Raw genomic sequence first — 17,651 nt, 5'->3', positions numbered from 1 at the left:
TTGATTTACTGGATTAACATTCAATTTAATTGTAACCTTCGTATTGACCTAAACGCGATGAGTCTTTATGTTGCTTTAATTTCGAGCTTAATTTAGGAAAGAGTATGGTTATCTACGAAGTAAATTTGGCCATTGATGGAGATATTTATCCTCAATTTCAATTATGGCTAAAAAAGCATGTCAAAGAAATGCTTCAACTTCCAGGCTTTATTCAAGCAAGTATTTTAAAACCTGAAAATGAGAACACAAATCAGGAGCAATTAACAGTTCAATATCAATTGGAAGATAGAGAGTCCTTAAATGTGTATTTTACTGAATTTGCACTGAAGATGCGTGAAGAAGGGCTTAAGTTATTCCAAGATAAATTTTCTGCTCAAAGAAGAGTTTTCGAGGTAGCTGCCAACATCTTTAAATAAAAAATTTGCATGGGAAGTATGTTTTCATATAGCCTTTTCAACTTGAGTAGAAAACATCGCACTTTGTCCTTTGGATTAGTATAGGATATAGAATGAGACAGATAATTAAATTTGGATTTATATTGGGTTTGGCGGCAAGTAGCAGTGCGTTCTGTTGGGAACCGGTTCAGGGGTTATATTTGGGGTTACTGGGGCAGGTGAGTCATGCTACAAACCTTGATCTTGGTTTTTCACTGACCCAACTCCCTACTCTAGGAACTGTAGGAACAGTACAATTAGGGCCGGTTGGTGGTGGATTGGGAACTTCTCTTGGATACAAAATACAGAACTTCCGATTAGAGGGCGAGTTTCTGTTTAATATCAATAATTACGGTCAATTAAGTGCGGGCTCCTGTACACTTATAAGTCCTGCCGTTTTAGGCCCTGAAGGAGTATGTCCTGCTGAAGTTGTTAATACTGGCTTAGGATTTAATGGTTATACTATAGGATTATATGGATTTTTCAATGCGTTTTATGATTTCCTATCTTCTGACCCTAATGTGAGTTTTGTTCCCTATCTGGGGGTGGGTGTGGGAGGCGCTGATATTTTGAACCATGCTGTATTTCAAAGTAATGACCAATGCATTGCCTTGGGGACTTGTTCACCAATCGTCAACGAAAGCTTCGATACCTCAAGTTTTGGCTTTGCAGCACAAGGCATTATTGGATTTAATTATTATATCGACGATTTCACTACTATTGGGCTAGATTTTCGTTACGTTTCTACATTTAATTTTAATAATAATAACTCGTCCTCTACTACGAATTCGAGTAGCAATTCTTTTGGAATAAGCACCATCAATCTAACCGGAAATTTTGCTCTGGAGAAGGGTGACTAATAGCCATAATGCCATAATTAATTCTTTTAATTATGGCATAAAAGCCAAGTAGTCTAAGCAATGTACTTTCGTAATAAGCACATAAACTCTTACCCTGTATCGATGAAAAAACCGAGTCCAGATTTATTTCAGAATATGTCGGCTTACCACCTCGTCCTCTGTAGACAGGAGCATATGTGAGTAACATGCTTCATGTCTTTAAGGGTTCTTTTTCTCAATGATTTAATAATCTCAGTTTCTATGCCCAAATTATATTAAAAAAATCAGCAAGTAATGAAGCGATTCGTTTATTTTATGGCTAGAATTAAAAATAAGAATTTTCATCTTTGATGCATTACGATAACTATTAAATAAGCAATCCCGTAATGGTGGTTAATTTATTTACAGGAGTTTACAATGCTCTATAGTTTGATTAATAATTGTTTTCCCACGTTCATATTTCTTTTTTATCTACTGGTTTTTGCCTTTTTTAGTCGCATAGTATCTCATTATAGATATAAGCAAAAGTCTGTTGAATTTGTTACTACTGAAGCGATCCAATTATATATTATTGGTGAAAGTTCCCGTGCTTTTTCTCCTGAGGCTCATCAAGGCATTGTACATAACTTGACTCAATATATATCCTCTATTTTAAATGATGAATTAGTCGCCATGTCTCGGGGACATGAATGTCAGAAAACGCAAGAAGCAAGTGATAAGTTGTATGATGAACTTTTGAAGTTTAAGCCTGCCGGTCCTGTTTCTACCTATTACAATAATGCGGTTTCATCACTCAACCAAGCAATAGAATATCGTAATTTTCGTTTGAATATGCTTCATTCACCAATTCCCACTGCTTGGTACCTAATCATCTTTATGGGTGCTTTTTTTATAATTGGCATCTATTCTCTAGAAACCAATTTAAAAGGACACTTATTTCTTATTATTTTATGTATTTTTCTCGCTATTTACATGACTACTATTACGGTTTTAAGTTTTCCCTTTTCAGGGTTTTTAAAGTTTCAGATGTACCGCTTAAAAAAGTTTTTAAGGAACTAAACAATATGTCTATTCAATCAAATATCAAGCCCAAGATAGAGATTTCAAAATAAGACAATATAATTTAGTAATGTATGTATTTTAATTAAAGCAATTTAGGAAAGAATTATGACCTTAAAATATGATGTGATCGTTTTAGGTGGAGGCAAGGGTGGTAAAACACTAGCTATCGATTTAGCAAAAGCGGGTCGAAGAGTTGCCATGGTGGAAGACAACCAAATTGGTGGTACTTGTATCAATGTGGCATGTATCCCGACAAAAACACTCGTACAATCTGCTAAGATAGCCCACTATTGTCGTTCTGCAACAGCTTATGGTTTAGAAGCTAGCCTGGCACCTATTGACTTTAAAGCGGTACGTGCTCGCAAAGATGCAATTGTGAATGCGATGCGAGAGGCTAATTTAAAACAATTTTTAGATTCTGGAATGGATCTCATGTTAGGGCGGGGGCATTTTGTTGGACCTAAGACAATTGAAGTGAGTTTATCATCGCCTCGAGATAATCAAAAAGTAGTGGAAATTACTGCCGATCAGATTTTTATTAATACAGGGGCTTTACCTTTTGTTCCCTCCATACCTGGTCTTGATAAAATTAAATATTATACTAATGACAGTTTAATGAATGTTGATCGTGTTCCTAAGCATTTGCTAATAGTGGGCGGGGGGTATATTGGTTTAGAGTTTGCCCAGTTATTTCGTCGTTTAGGATCTGATGTCACATTGATAGAAGCGGATAGTAAGTTTTTGGGGCGTGAAGACAGAGATATTGCTGAACAGGTTCTAGATACATTAACTAAAGAAGGAATTCATTGTTCACTGAATACTAAAATCAATAGTATTCAAGAAGATCATGGTGACATAGTGATCCATGCGAATCGGAATGGAACTTCTGAGCTGATTCGTGGTAGTGATGTGTTAATTGCTGTTGGTCGTCTCCCGAATACAGCAGGATTAAATTTAGATAAAACAGGTGTGGAGCTTGATGAGCGTGGTTTTATCAAAGTAAATGAGTACCTTGAAACAACTACTAAAGGGATCTGGGCTTTAGGTGATGTAAAGGGGGGAGCCCAATTTACACACTTATCCTTAGATGATTATCGTTTAGTCAAACATAATCTCCAAAATCCACAAGATAAGCATTCGATTCGAGGACGGCTCATTCCTTATACCGTATTCCTCGATCCGGAACTTGCTCGTATTGGTATGACAGAAATACAAGCCCTTGCCCAAGGGTACTCTATAAAGATAGCAAAAATTCCTGCTGCGGTTATTCCTCGAGCAAAAACACAAGGGGAAACAACCGGTATTTTAAAGGCTGTTATTGATGCAAAAACCGATCATATTTTAGGTGTTTCTATTTTTTGTGCTGAGGCCGGTGAAATCCTTGGAGTAATCCAATTGGCTATGGAATTAGGTATAACGTATCAAAAACTTCGAGATGTAATGTTTGCCCATCCTACATTAGTTGAAGGCATTAATCTGTGGTTTGCCACAGTAGAAAATGTCAAATCTTAAGGCATCATGCTGGTCTAATATAGTCCAGAATGTACTTATATTAAACTAATCCGTGATGAGTTTTATCCTTCCTTTAAGGTCTTTTTCTGTTCTTTTATAATAAAAATAGAATTAATTTGTATTAAATTGGTCTTATTTTAATCTAAAAAGTCTAAAAAGTGTTGATTTCAATTTCATCTTATGTAAACCTTGCGCAACTATGAGTAGGAAATTAAGTTACACAATAATCTGTATTAGTTGCCTTATATTCGGTTTGGTCGGACTGTCGCTTTATAAGAAATCAAAGGTTTATGAAAAGCCACTTAGTCTTAAACAAGAAGCTATTAATACCGAACCTGTAAGGAACTCTACGGCAAAAAATAGTAGCCCACATCAGAGTGCTGGAAAACTAGCAAATATGACATCTAAGGGTGCTCATAAAGTAGTTGCTCATGCGAGAGAAAGCTCTCGGCCTAAGCACACTCCAAGAAAGGTTATTATGAAGAGCCATAATATTGCTTTAACAAAGGTATCGTTTGAGGAATTACCAGGCTGGGATACTGCAGATGTTAAAAAATCTTTAATCGCTTTTCAGAAATCATGTGAGACGTTTTTAAAACAGTCCCCATCTCATACGATCCAGACACAACACATTAAATTGAAAGCTCGAGATTGGCATCCGGCATGTAAGGCGGCTTTGGCTCTGGATTCAGTTTCAGACGACTCAGCAAAAGAATTTTTTGAGAAGTGGTTTCGTCCAATTGAGTTTGCCCAAAAAAAACCAGTTCATGGTTTATTTACGGGCTATTACATGCCCAAAATCAAAGGGAATTTAACCAAAAGCACCAAATATAATACGCCTATTTATGGTTTACCAAAGGGTAGATATTCAACTTCCTATACCCGCGAGCAAATTGATAATGGAGCCCTTAAGAAAAAGGCACGGGTAATTGCATGGATCCACAGCCCCGCTGAACGGCTTTTCTTAGAGATAGAAGGCTCTGGTGTAATTCAATTACCTAATGGTGAAAATATATACCTAGGGTATGCAGGTGAAAATGGCGCACCTTACACATCGATTGCGAAAGTGATGATTAATAAAGGGATTATGACTCGGCATAATGCATCTAAAACGGCGATTATACGCTATTTAGAAAACCATCCTGAAAAAGCCAAATCGATTATTCAAAAAAATAAGTCCTTTGTCTTTTTTGAGGATTTAAAGGAACCCATGGCTCTTGGCGCTCAGGGAATGGCTCTTACACCGGGATATTCTTTGGCTGTAGACAAAAAATGGATTCCGCTTGGTGCTCCTCTTTGGTTGGATACGAAACGACCAGGTAAAGATCAAACGAGTGAAAAACAATTCCAACGCCTTATGATCGCTCAAGATACAGGTGGTGCAATTCGTGGATTTATGCGAGGCGATATTTATTGGGGTTCAGGAAAGTTTGCCACGTTTTTAGGTGAACATATGAAAAACGAAGGTCATTATTGGCTCCTGCTCCCCAAACATATTTTAAATCGGTTGGCTAAAAAAGCACTTTAGTCTCGGCATCTGGATGAACTCGAAATGGATCATTTTTATTCCTTGATGAGTGCAATCGTTACATTAAGAAAATGGACTATAAATTTTGAAGAAAATCGTTTTGCATCTTATAGTGGGATTTTCTGTTGGACTCGGTTTGTGGTTATTTTTTAATTCAATTCTCAATAAAGAATTGATGCAAAGCATCATTTTGTATTATTTTTGTCTATTTTGTTATGGATTAGTTATTGGATTGATGTGTAACGCCATGTTTTTGTCCTCCTATCTTGGGATTATTCTTGGCCAATTTATTTATTTATTTTTTCTTGGAAAAATTGGATCATTTATCATGATCGAAGTAATTTATATATTCATCTTTTCAATCCTGGTGATTTTCGGCAATGCAATTGGCGTGTTAATTTCCACCAGGAAATAAATAAAAATTGTAACATGCATTTCTTACATGGCCTCATAGCGGAAGATTATTTTGCTGATTGGGATTTGGCGGCGCGGAACTAGGAACGTGCACCAGTAATATAAAAAAGCAGCCAGGGAAAAAATCTAAAATGATTTTTGCTATAAGGATAAGTGCAGGATTACTTCCTTTAAATCTGTAAATGGCCATGAGAATGGCTATACCCAAAAAATACAAAAGCCTCTATTAGCATAATGTCCCTTTTATCAAAAGTTTGCTATTTACAATAGATTACACTTGAGCGGATAGTTTATTTTGATTTTTAAAAATTATTTGTTTATTAGTTTAGGTTGTTCACTTAAATTTCAAATTTAGAAGATTTATCCGTCCCATCTCATAACATTCTACTTTACGCGCAATTGCCTTCTCTATCAGGTCCTCTTGTTCAATTCATATGTTCTATCAAACTGGAGTTTTTCACGTCTTATACCTAGCTACGTAACCTTATGATTTTAGGAGAGCCCTTGGATTTTTTAATCTCTTCTATACTTAAAGATATTGATGCATTCTTTGTTTTGCATTGAATCGCTTTTGTCTAATGATTGTAAAGGACATAAATGATTTCTATATCCGGATATGCATTACAAGAAAAAATGCGGTATAACCATAATATTGATACCTTTCATGCGCTAAGGCTAAAAGATGGATGTAAAGTTTTACTTAAAACGCCAAATAAACTTCATGGAAGCTCCGAAAATTTAATCATTTTGCAACATGAGTATCATCTCCTGAAAGCGATCGAAGCACCTACTATTATTAAGGCTTATGATTTCCTGCAAAATACTTATTCGCCTGTTTTAATTCTTGAGGATGTAAAAGGAGAGTTATTAACTTCCTATCTCCTTACACATCGATTAACTATGAGTGATTTTTTTAGTCTGGCGCTACAACTTATTGATATTATTGGAGAGTTACATCAGCGTCATATTATTCATAAAGAAATTAAGCCATCCAATATTGTTATTGATCCGGAACAGTTGACACTTAAACTCGTTGATTTAAGTGCTTCCACAAAACTTTCCGAAGAAACGTTTGATTATTTGTCCTTGAGTGAATCTGAAGATTTGGCCTATATTTCACCGGAATTAACTGGACGTATTAACCGTCCTGTTGATTATCGGACTGATTTTTATTCGTTGGGGATCACATTTTATGAAATGTTGACCAATCAATTACCCTTTCAGACTATGGATACTCTTGAGTTAGTCCATTGCCACATCGCTAAAAAGCCACCATCGGTAGTACAAGTTAGACAGGATGTGCCTAAAATGCTTTCGGCAATTATCGACAAGCTATTAGAAAAAATGCCAGAGGAACGTTATTCAAGTATTATCGGATTAAAATCAGATCTTCAAGAATGTTTTAACCAGTGGCAATTAAAAGGAATAAACAGTGAATTTTTACTAGGAGCAAAAGATATTCATGATCATCTGAGCATCTCACGTAATTTATATGGTCGAGAACCACAGGTACATGAATTAATCAAATCATTTAATCGAGTGCGTAAAGGTAACAAAGAAATTGTCTTCATTGCTGGTTATTCAGGGATTGGAAAAACTTCTCTGGTGAAAGAGATTTATAAACCTATTGTTCAACATCGGGGCTATTATATTCAAGGTAAATTTGATTTCTTGCAACGAAGTACCCCCTATAGTGCAATTGTTACTGCCTTTAAGAATTTAGTGAAGCAAATACTCTCGGAAAGTGAAAAAAGATTAGAAAAAATAAAAAAACTTCTTATTTATTCGTTAGGAAATGTAGGTCAAGTTGTTATCGATGTGATCCCTGAGGTTGAGCTAATCATAGGAAAGCAGCCTCCAGTGCGTTCTTTAAATCCAACAGAAGCACAAATTCGTTTTAATTTAGTATTTCAAAATTTCGTGCGTGTATTTGCTCAATCGGAGCATCCCTTGGTTATGTTTTTGGATGATTTACAATGGGCAGATAATTCTTCACTAAATTTTATCGAGAATTTATTACAAGATCGCGAAACAAATTATTTGCTTATGATTGGGGCTTATCGCGATAATGAAGTCAATGAAAATCATTCCTTACACCTGAGTATCAATAACTTAAATAAAAATAAAGTTGATATAAGCACAATAACCTTACAACCACTACAGCTAAATAATATTCAAGAATTGCTGCACCATACGTTGTCTGGCTCACGAGAGCAGATCCAAGAACTTGCTCAATGTATTTTTGATAAAACCCACGGTAATCCATTTTTTATTAATGAATTTCTTAAATCGATTTATCAGCAGAATTTACTTACTTTTTCTTATCCACACGGAGCTTGGGAATGGGATTTCTTTAAAATTCAGCAACAAAGCGTCACAGATAATGTAATTGATTTATTAACCGCTAAAATTCATTTACTTCCTATTTCTACGCAAGAAATTTTAAAGCTGGTCTCGTGTTGTGGACATCAATTTGATTTTAAAACCTTACAATTGGTAAATAATCAATCTATAAGTAAAATCGCGGAACAATTGGGCCAAGCAATTAATGTAAACTTAATTTATCCACTCGAAGAAAGTTATAAAACAATGGGCTTGATAGGATTAAACGAAGAGGTTATCGATCTTGATATGAATTCGCTTCGTTATAAATTTGCTCACGACAGGATTCAACAAGCAACTTATGAGCTCATTGATGTACAAGAGAGACCCCATATTCATTTGAAAATAGGTAGATTATTGTTAAAGGATAAACCTTTAGTGGAGGATGATGAGCGATTATTTGATGTTCTGAAGCATTTTAATCAAAGTATTTCTTTGATCAAGGATTCAAATGAAAGGTTACAATTAGCCCAATATAATTTATGGGCGGGTCAAAAAGCAAAGCGCTCATCCGCATACTCTACTGTTAATGAATATCTCTCAGCTGGTATTGCATTATTAAAGCCTAATAATTGGGCAAAAAATTATAGTCTGGTATTTCAGATTTATAAAGAATTGGCTGTATGTAAGTATTTAATTGGTGATTTCGACACCGCAGATAAATATTTTTCCGAATTATTAAAACATGCACATAGTGCGCTTGATAAAATTGAAATTTATCGCTTAAAAATCGAGATGCTATCTACTTTGGGTAAACACACCGAAGCATTGAAAATGGGGTTAAATACCTTACGAAATTTTGGTGTGAAACTACCGAAGAAACCAAATTTAATTCATATTTTACTTGCTATTTATAAAATAAAATTTCAACTAAGAAACACCAATGTCGAACAATTAGATTTACCTTTAATGAAAGACCCAAAACAAATAGCAATTGTTGATTTAATTACGCAATTACTCAATAGCGCATTTATTACGAATCAGCAGCTATTTGTCATCCTTACCAGCAAGAATATAAGTTTAAGCTTAAAGTACGGTTATACTGAAAGTACTTCAATGTCCATTCCTGTGTATGCACTTATTATCATGCATTCATTAAATCTTTATAACGATGCAATCTCCTTTGTTGCCTTTTATAACCGATTAAAACAAAAATACGGTGCTTCACATTTCGAAGGTAAAAATCAATTTGTAATTGGAAGCTTTATCGAACCGTACCAAGAGTCACTTGATGTATGTAATAGTACGCTTAATAAAGCATTTAGGCTTTGCTGTGAGGTAGGTGATTTAGTATATAGTAACTACAGTAGCTTAACCTTAGTGCTCCTTTCTTTTTCTATAGGTAAAAACCTCGGTGAGATTAAAAAAAACATACAATCTTCTCTGTCATTTATCTCGCGGGTTAAAATTTCTGATTTTATTAATGTGGCAAAATTTTGGGATTACATAACTCAATGTTTGGAACAACCTGGTCTTACAAAGATTAAGCAACTCTCGCTTTTTGAAGAAAGTATTCTTAGAGGCAAGAATAAAACAGAATTAAGCTTTTTTTATAGTTCATTAACTTTACTGCATTTTTTACTGGGTAATTTTTCTGAAGCAATAAAAGCAGGGAGTAAGCATGAACTGTATGCGGAATATGATAAAGGTATAATAAGTCATTTTGATGGTAAATTTTTCTATGCTTTATCGTTACTGTGTCAATTCCCTCATGTCCCTAAGGCAAAGCATCAAGCTTATTTAAAAAAATTAAAAAAACTGGACCAGTTTATCAAAAAATATGCAACTTGGTGTCCCAATAATTTTAAAGCTCATTCACTGCTTTTTGCTGCAGAGTTTTCTTTATTGAAGCAAGAGCATGAGAAAACGCTTTCTTTTTACGAACAGGCAATAGAAGCAGCCCTTTCCAGTGGATTAATATTGCTTGCTGCCATTGCAAGTGAACGTGCTAGTTTTTATTGCTTTAGGTTTAATATCAAGCGAATGGCAAAGATTTATCTAGATAATGCCCATCAATATTTTAAAGATTGGGGAGCAAATACGAAGCTTAAGCTATTGGAACAATCCTATCAGGCAATTACCTTCGAGCATTTTGGTCCTAGTGAAATGCTCCCTATAAATTCACCTCAATCTAAAGCAAAGACACACTCAATTGATATGTTGGCTATTTTAAAATTCACTCAGCTAATCTCGAGTGAAATTCGTTTGGATAAGTTGCTGCAAAAACTTTTAGTGATTGTATTAGAAAATTCAGGTGCACAACGAAGTATTATTTTAACAAAAGATAATGGACAATGGGTTGTTGAAGCAGAAGGCAATTTAGAACAACAAATTATTTATCTTAATGAGTCTATAGAGAGCCAAGTTACTTCAAAATATCCATCTTCTATTTTGAATTATGTTCAAAGAACACAAAAACCAATTATTTTAAACGATGCAACTCAATCTGAACTGACTTACCAAGATGAATATATTCAGCAAGGAAATCCCCGTTCGCTTCTAATGATGCCTTTATTTTATAAGGGACAGCTGTTTCGAATGTTGTATTTAGAAAACAATAGTAACAGTCATACCTTTACACCCAGTCATTTGGATAGCCTTCAATTATTGGCCTCACAAGCAATGATATCACTTGAAAATGCCAAACTTTATTATCAAGCCACACATGATCCCTTAACCGGATTGGCAAACCGGAATATGTTGTATGAAATGTTTCAACAAATCAGCAAGAAAGCGAAGCATCCTCGTGAAAAAATTGCATTATTATTTATAGATGTCGATTATTTTAAGGTGATTAATGATACCTTAGGACATGATAATGGAGATAAACTTCTGATTCATGTTGCAAAAACCATTAATGCATGTTTACGTGAATGTGATATTGCAGCGCGTATCGGTGGTGATGAATTTACCGTAATACTGGATAATATTACTTCAAAGGAACAGGTCACTGTTATAGTTGAACAATTATTCAATGAAATTTCAAAACCAGTTCCTATTGATGACCATTTAATTCAAATTGGATACAGCATGGGGATCAGTATCTTTCCTCATGATGGAACAGATATAGAAACCCTACTTAAGTTAGCTGATACTGCACTGTATCAGGCAAAAGCCAAAGGCAGAAATCAATTTCATTATTATTCAATGGAATTATATAGAGAATATCAACACACGTATGGCGTAAGTAAAGAATTTCAGCGTGCTTATGATAAACAAGAATTTTTTATAATGTATCAACCTTTTCATGATATATCGACTGGGGAAATTATAGGGCTTGAATCCTTATTACGTTGGAATCATCCGGAACAAGGGATCCTCAAAGCATCAACATTTATTCAAAGTTTAGAGCAAAGCCCACTTTTGATTCCAATAAGTGAGTGGGTAATTAAAACTGTATGCCAGCAAGCAAAAGTTTGGCAGGATAAAAAAATTCTCTCAGGACCTATCGCAATCAATATTTCGACAATCCAGTTTATTCAGCATTCATTGAGTAAGAAAATTGCTGATGCGTTAGCAGAAAATAATCTCAAAGCGTCATGGATTGAATTAGAAATTACTGAGTCGATTTTTATCGAATACAGTCAGAGACTATATAATGAAATTAATGCACTAAAAAAAATGGGTGTTCATTTAGTGATTGATGACTTTGGTACTGGTTACTCCAGTTTATCCTATTTAAAAAACTTACCTATTAAAAAAATAAAAATAGATAAAGCGTTTATTAATAATTGCCACCATGATTATTTAGATCAAACAATTATCAAAGCCATTGTAACGATTGCTCACAAATTAAATATTAAAGTTATTGCTGAAGGCGTTGAGAATGAATTACAACTTGAGCTTTTGCGTGAGCAAAATATTGATACTATACAAGGATTTTATTACTCTCCTCCCTTAACTGTAGAGGAATGCGAAATTCAACTGCAAAAAAATGCTCGAATTATTTCCCAATGATTTGGGGTTTTACTCCTCACTCAATTCAGAATTTTACTTTGCACAAAGGAAAACCTGGCCTATATTTAAAAATAAAGCATTGTGTTTAAGGATTGATCATGCCTCATCCTAAATATATCTCTTTCGATCCTCCAAATGATAAATCACCTGATCCTGAAGTATGGGCCCAAGCTATAATGCCAGATGTATTAGCTTTGGGGCGCAATACCATCGCTTTATTCAAAAATTTCCCGCCTGAATATGTTGATTATTACAAAGCCCTCCAGGTGGAAATTGCCAAGATACGTCCCGAAGAACAAGATCGACCTTTAATTTGCCTGGATATCATAGGGAATAAGCGTAAAGGTGAGAAGTCTCCTGCTGATGTGGGGATGGCTGGAGGTACAGGACCATTATCTGATGCAACAGCTTTGGAAAATCTGGTACGGCGGATGGGTAAGGTTGGCGAAACTCCATGGAACAAAGGGACAAGAGAAACGATTGCGGAGAACATGGCAAATTTTTCCGGAGTGATGTACTCAATGCCTCCGCCACGAGATGTAAAACACGCACATGATGGTACTTCATATCTAAGTTTATACAAAAGTGCTCGAAGAGATATACCGTGTACTTCGTTGCACATTCTTACCAACACAGGTCATTCTAATAAATCGTATTTTGGTAATGATTATCTCCTCGGGAAAAAGAAATTTGGAGATGTTGATGATATGACAATAAAAGTTGCGCACCGAATTAAAGTAAGCTCAGAAACTCGTCCACCGGGTGAGCGCGTATTAGTATTGGGAACCACAGATGCGGCTAAAAAAAAGTTATATCCTAATTTATTAGACAATAGAAATCTCGAATCAGTTTTACCTACTGGAGTCGTTGAAGGGCTGGAGCCTCGAACATATTTTCAAAGGATTGTTAGTCAAGCGAAAAGAGTATTTCAAGGAGAAGAGGCTCAAACCTATTTACAAACAATTATCAATCAGGCTAAAGCCGGTAAAATAAATGATCCTATGCCCAATGAAGAGCGTACTTGCGGTCAAGCATTTGTTGACTTTGCAGTACAATTTGCAAGAGCTAATCAATGTACCTCGTTGCTTTTCAGCTGCACAGAGATCCCTATGCTTTTACATACCAAAGTGCCACCAGACAATGAGCAAACTTATTATGATTTATTAAAAAAGGAATTGCCCAAAAATATTGCGTATTTTGATACAGAAGATATCTTTGTTGATGAAATTGTAAAAAAAAGTGAGGATTTGCAAAAGCATCCAGAAATCCGTTCGACTGCTTCTTTAAGAGGAGGGGGCTTATCCCATTACCATGTTCTTCATGCTAAGTTGGATGAAGTAAAAGAAAGCATGCTAAAGCATTGTCACAGTTTTATGGATTTAAAAGATGACTTACAAAAGCAGAAAAGAAACGTGCTGTTGGCAACATTACAATTTTTTGAAGATGGTGATAAGAAAGCGTTACAGGCTGTAATAGCAGAAAATCCAAGATATGCTGATGCAACACTACGCAGTACTACCCTCGCTCTTGTATCAAAAGGCATACGATTAGCAGAAGAGATTAATGATGCGAAATCAAAAATGAATTCATTTAAAACATTGAAAGAGGATTTAAACAAAGGAAGAGCGCAGGAAAGGGCTGAAGCAAATGCAATGCAATTTGATGAAAGTAAAGAACCGTATGATGATCAAGCTCAATCCGTTTATGGTTAAGCATCAATTGCTTGCAATCAGGTTACACCTCTTGCTACTGAAAGGTGTCTGTATCATTTAAGGCAAAAATTTAACTGGTTTAATATTTTTTAATGACCTTTAGGGGCTGATGTTTCTACCTGCTCAGAAAAATTCAATAGCAGTTATATTTTGTCTTTGTTCATGGCTAATTCTCAAACCACAAAATCATTCTATTTCTATTATAAAGAAGTTTAAATAAGAACAATATCTCAACTATGGAAGTTACCGTATAATTTATCCGATTGGATAACATGTTAGGAATGGTTATTAAATAAGGTTCAACCCATGCAAAATACAAATGATAAAAAATTTACTACGGGAAAGAATAAGTTTTGGAGTTTTTTTATCACTATGGCTAAGCCTTATCGCTTTTGGTTTTTGGCGATGTTCTTAGTCGGTGTTTACTCATCGATTCATAGTGTTTTGCAACCCTATGTTCTTAAAATCCTATTGGATGCAATAGCTAATTCTGGAACGAAAAAATTTCTTGATGTTTCTTTAACGCCCGCACTTATTCTAATTGTTTTAGGGTTCCTGATTACGTTTGTTTGGCGTTTCTATAATTATATTGTTCTGAAGTCACTGCCTAAAATGAAAGCGGATATCATTGCTGTAACCACCGCTCATCTTAGGGAGCAATCCTATGCTTTTTTTCAAGACCAGCTAAGTGGGTCGATTAGCGCTAAAATTTCAGATTTAACAAGTAACATTCAAAACATAGTCAACTCTTGGTTTAATATAGCCAGACAGGGATTAACTATTTTTCTTTCTATACTCATGGCGGGTCTCGTTAATCCTTACTTCAGTTTGATTTTCTTGTTCATTTCCATCATGTTTATTTTAATCGCGTATTATTGCTCAAATAGCATAAAGCCTTATGCAATGGCCTTTGCGGAAGCTAGAACGAAAAATACTGGAAGCATTGTTGATTGTTTTTCTAATGTATTAAATATGTTGTTGTTTGCTAGAGAACAATATGAATCAGAGTATTTAAGTTTGACGACGAAAGATGTTGTTTTAAAAGAAACAAAAATGCAATTTAAGAACATGATGAATGCTTCTTTACTGGGTACATTTGCTTGGCTGCTGCAAGGCTCATCCATTTTACTACTCATTTTTCTTGGCGATAAAGGGTTGATTACCGTTGGGGACTTTGCTTTTATTTTTATACTATCAATCACAGTGATTGATCAAATATGGTATTTGACTGAAAACTTATTAGTTATTGGGGAGCAAGCGGGTATTTGTGAGCGTGCACTTGAAACAATTTTTACAGCCCATATGCAAACTTCTCATGATGCGCCCTTAAACATATCCAAAGGGGACGTATCGTTACAGGATGTTTATTTTGCATACCAAGATGATAATTTAGTAGTAAAAGATTTTAGTCTTAAGATTCCTGGTGGTACTAAAGTTGGTCTCGTTGGTTATAGTGGGGCGGGTAAAAGCACTATTGTACAGCTAATTACCCAATTATTTGATCTTAAGAGGGGTGAAATAAAAATTGACCAACAAAATATTTCAGCAGTGAATAGGAACAGTTTACGTGAGCAGATTGCTTTTATTCCCCAACAACCCCACTTATTTCATCGGTCAATCTTTGAAAACATTCTCTATGGACGAGTTGATGCAAGTTACCAGGAGGTAATCGATGCTGCTAAAAAAGCCCATGCCCATGAGTTCATAATCAATTTACCCAATGGTTATGACACCATAGTGGGAGAAAGAGGCTTGAAATTATCTGGTGGGCAACGTCAACGCATTGCTATTGCAAGAGCAATATTAAAAGATGCCCCAATATTAATATTAGATGAGGCCACGAGCTCGCTTGATTCAATCACAGAAAAACTGATTCAGGAGTCATTGGCAGTAGCGATGCGACATAGAACGGTTATTGTAATTGCACATAGGCTCTCTACCATACTCTCTATGGATAATATTGTAGTGATGGATAAAGGGAAAATTATTGAAATGGGTACGCATCAAGAATTAATTGAGAGGGATGGATTTTATAAAACATTATGGGATTCTCAAAGCGGGCATAGTGTTATTTAAATCATTTTTGGTATAGAAACTGAGTCCTCATGAGTATATTGCTCAAGTATTTTCTTTTCATTGTTATTTAATAAGTCCTGTATTTTTTGTGTATTTAGATAAGACAGAAATGAGGAAATAACAGATTGGTCAATACCATTAATAAATTGGTAGACCTGAAAGTCATCCATCTCAATTTCAGTGCAAATAATTTTTTCTTGACGCAAAAAAACACGCAAATTTCTATCAGCAATTTCTTCTAATGCCCATTCTATTAAATGAAGCTCTAATACTAGATACTTAGATTCACAGGAATTTTTTGATTGTAAGACCTGAATAAGTTGTTCTGTATTTCGTGTTAAACGAATTACTCCTACATGCTCTTTATTGTTTAGAATAGCAAAATATCGTTGTTCAAGTTGTGTTTTTGGTAGTGATAAATAAGCTGTAAGTAGTTTTTTAGGTAAGTCTAAAACATTCCAAATATTATAATTCAAATCGTTTTGTTCTTTTAACTTTATCAACTTAAATAGGGTTAGTGAAAAAGCACGTTCGAGTTTTTCTGAAGAATTCTCTTGTGAATCAATGGGTGCAAGAGTCGATGAATAATGTACAACACCCTGCTCGTTATCATAAGAGAGATAATTCATTGGAAATTTTAGGGATTTGTTTTTTTCTTTTTTAATTAAAAGATAATTTACATAATTGTCATTTTTTTCGTTAAAGTTACGACCGCGGGGCATAGTTCCACTTAATTTTGCACGGTAATTGTTTTCTAACCAATTTAATAAAGCGTTTTTTTCACCATTTGTTATACCATTAATATAAAATTCGTTGGTTAAAAAATAGCCTCCATCTTCCAAACACTCATAAGCCTGACTAAGAAAATGGAGCGGATCTATAAAATGCATCACGGTACATGAACTCATAATAAAATGAAATTTTTTATTATGGAAATGGTCTATAAGGTGTTCCGCATTTTCGATGAGAATGTTCTTTTTAACAGAGGGATAAATATTCTTAAACGGCGCGGTAATACCACTCACTTCAATGCGCTCACCATAGGTTTTTTTTAAATGAGCCAAAACACTACCAGCACCTGTGCCTACATCAAGAACCCTAATGGAAGGGTGTTCTTTTAATAACTTTTCGATAACATGTTCGGTGGTTAATGTTGTTATGGGCCCGGGGGCTATATGATAGCCAGAGCGATTTTCGCCAGTAAAATAGTAGGAACCACCGTTTGCAACGGAAGTATTTTCTTTTTGGCATAGGTAATGATATTGAGTTTCTATCGCTTGCAAAACATCATTCGGACGTACCATTTCCGCTGAGATAAAAGAACGTTCTGTTTTATTGTCATTATTAAAAAAACGGTAAGAAAACTCTTTTTTTTGTTCCACAATAATTCCAAAAATCACTTAAGTTTTGCATGCATTATATGCAACAATTACTATTTTTATGTAGTTGAAAAATAAAGATAAGAAGGGAAGCTCCTGAAATCCACTGTCAAACATGCCCAATCCCCCTTTGTTTGCAAACAGGTTTAGTCTGTAAACATCAAATTCGTAGGTCAATTTTAGGTAATAATTATTTACGCTTCATTTGGAAAGTATTTCTTTAGAGTCAAAACATAGATTATTCGTAAAATATTTCTAGCGTAAGTTATTGTGTCATTGATTTCTTTATATAGAAAAAAGAATTAAAGTGGCTACTTTTGATTAAATTATGCACTTGAAGATTATTTGTTCTACAC

10 protein-coding genes are annotated in these 17,651 nt (G+C 34.9%); 9 read left to right on the top strand and 1 reads right to left on the bottom strand.

Annotated elements, in window-relative coordinates:
- Nucleotides 1–104: 104 nt before the first annotated feature.
- From ACWTEW_RS16940 to ACWTEW_RS16900, 9 genes are all read left to right on the top strand, one after another.
- Nucleotides 105–416 carry a DUF4286 family protein gene (locus ACWTEW_RS16940; RefSeq protein ID WP_454782839.1) on the top strand — a complete coding sequence of 104 codons (312 nt, stop codon included), beginning with the start codon at nucleotides 105–107 and terminating at the stop codon, nucleotides 414–416.
- A 92-nt stretch (nucleotides 417–508) separates the two neighbouring features.
- Nucleotides 509–1,294 (top strand): outer membrane beta-barrel protein, encoded by a 786-nt coding sequence (locus ACWTEW_RS16935; protein WP_454782838.1) that lies wholly within the window; start codon nucleotides 509–511, stop codon nucleotides 1,292–1,294.
- A gap of 396 nt (nucleotides 1,295–1,690) precedes the next feature.
- On the top strand, nucleotides 1,691–2,332 hold the full coding sequence (locus tag ACWTEW_RS16930; RefSeq protein WP_454782837.1) for a bestrophin-like domain: 642 nt from the start codon (nucleotides 1,691–1,693) through the stop codon (nucleotides 2,330–2,332).
- 108 nt (nucleotides 2,333–2,440) lie between these two features.
- Nucleotides 2,441–3,847, top strand: a complete 1,407-nt coding sequence (locus ACWTEW_RS16925; RefSeq protein WP_454782836.1) for a mercuric reductase — start codon at nucleotides 2,441–2,443, stop codon at nucleotides 3,845–3,847.
- A gap of 199 nt (nucleotides 3,848–4,046) precedes the next feature.
- Nucleotides 4,047–5,375, top strand: a complete 1,329-nt coding sequence (gene mltA / locus ACWTEW_RS16920) for a murein transglycosylase A (RefSeq protein ID WP_454782835.1) — start codon at nucleotides 4,047–4,049, stop codon at nucleotides 5,373–5,375.
- Between the two features lie 85 nt (nucleotides 5,376–5,460).
- Nucleotides 5,461–5,790 (top strand): hypothetical protein, encoded by a 330-nt coding sequence (locus ACWTEW_RS16915; RefSeq protein WP_454782834.1) that lies wholly within the window; start codon nucleotides 5,461–5,463, stop codon nucleotides 5,788–5,790.
- A gap of 596 nt (nucleotides 5,791–6,386) precedes the next feature.
- Nucleotides 6,387–12,128, top strand: coding sequence for an EAL domain-containing protein (locus ACWTEW_RS16910; protein ID WP_454782833.1), 5,742 nt, complete (start codon nucleotides 6,387–6,389; stop codon nucleotides 12,126–12,128).
- 98 nt (nucleotides 12,129–12,226) lie between these two features.
- Complete coding sequence (locus ACWTEW_RS16905; RefSeq protein WP_454782832.1) at nucleotides 12,227–13,840, top strand: hypothetical protein; 1,614 nt, start codon at nucleotides 12,227–12,229, stop codon at nucleotides 13,838–13,840.
- 306 nt (nucleotides 13,841–14,146) lie between these two features.
- Nucleotides 14,147–15,916 carry an ABC transporter ATP-binding protein gene (locus tag ACWTEW_RS16900; RefSeq protein ID WP_454782831.1) on the top strand — a complete coding sequence of 590 codons (1,770 nt, stop codon included), beginning with the start codon at nucleotides 14,147–14,149 and terminating at the stop codon, nucleotides 15,914–15,916.
- Here the strand turns inward: ACWTEW_RS16900 and ACWTEW_RS16895 are convergent.
- Nucleotides 15,913–17,298 carry a methyltransferase domain-containing protein gene (locus ACWTEW_RS16895; protein WP_454782830.1) on the bottom strand — a complete coding sequence of 462 codons (1,386 nt, stop codon included), beginning with the start codon at nucleotides 17,296–17,298 and terminating at the stop codon, nucleotides 15,913–15,915. The genes ACWTEW_RS16900 and ACWTEW_RS16895 overlap by 4 nt on opposite strands.
- Nucleotides 17,299–17,651 lie beyond the last annotated feature (353 nt).

The organism is Legionella stuttgartensis (assembly GCF_977063405.2).
This window is presented reverse-complemented; position numbering and strand designations above follow the sequence as displayed.

Excerpts from the sequence above, each read along its gene's own strand:
- ACWTEW_RS16940 (WP_454782839.1), top strand. The coding sequence starts at position 105 with ATGGTTATCTACGAAGTAAATTTGGCCATTGATGGAGATATTTATCCT.
- ACWTEW_RS16935 (WP_454782838.1), top strand. The coding sequence starts at position 509 with ATGAGACAGATAATTAAATTTGGATTTATATTGGGTTTGGCGGCAAGT.
- ACWTEW_RS16930 (WP_454782837.1), top strand. The coding sequence starts at position 1,691 with ATGCTCTATAGTTTGATTAATAATTGTTTTCCCACGTTCATATTTCTT.
- ACWTEW_RS16925 (WP_454782836.1), top strand. The coding sequence starts at position 2,441 with ATGACCTTAAAATATGATGTGATCGTTTTAGGTGGAGGCAAGGGTGGT.
- mltA (WP_454782835.1), top strand. The coding sequence starts at position 4,047 with ATGAGTAGGAAATTAAGTTACACAATAATCTGTATTAGTTGCCTTATA.
- ACWTEW_RS16910 (WP_454782833.1), top strand. The coding sequence starts at position 6,387 with ATGATTTCTATATCCGGATATGCATTACAAGAAAAAATGCGGTATAAC.
- ACWTEW_RS16905 (WP_454782832.1), top strand. The coding sequence starts at position 12,227 with ATGCCTCATCCTAAATATATCTCTTTCGATCCTCCAAATGATAAATCA.
- ACWTEW_RS16900 (WP_454782831.1), top strand. The coding sequence starts at position 14,147 with ATGCAAAATACAAATGATAAAAAATTTACTACGGGAAAGAATAAGTTT.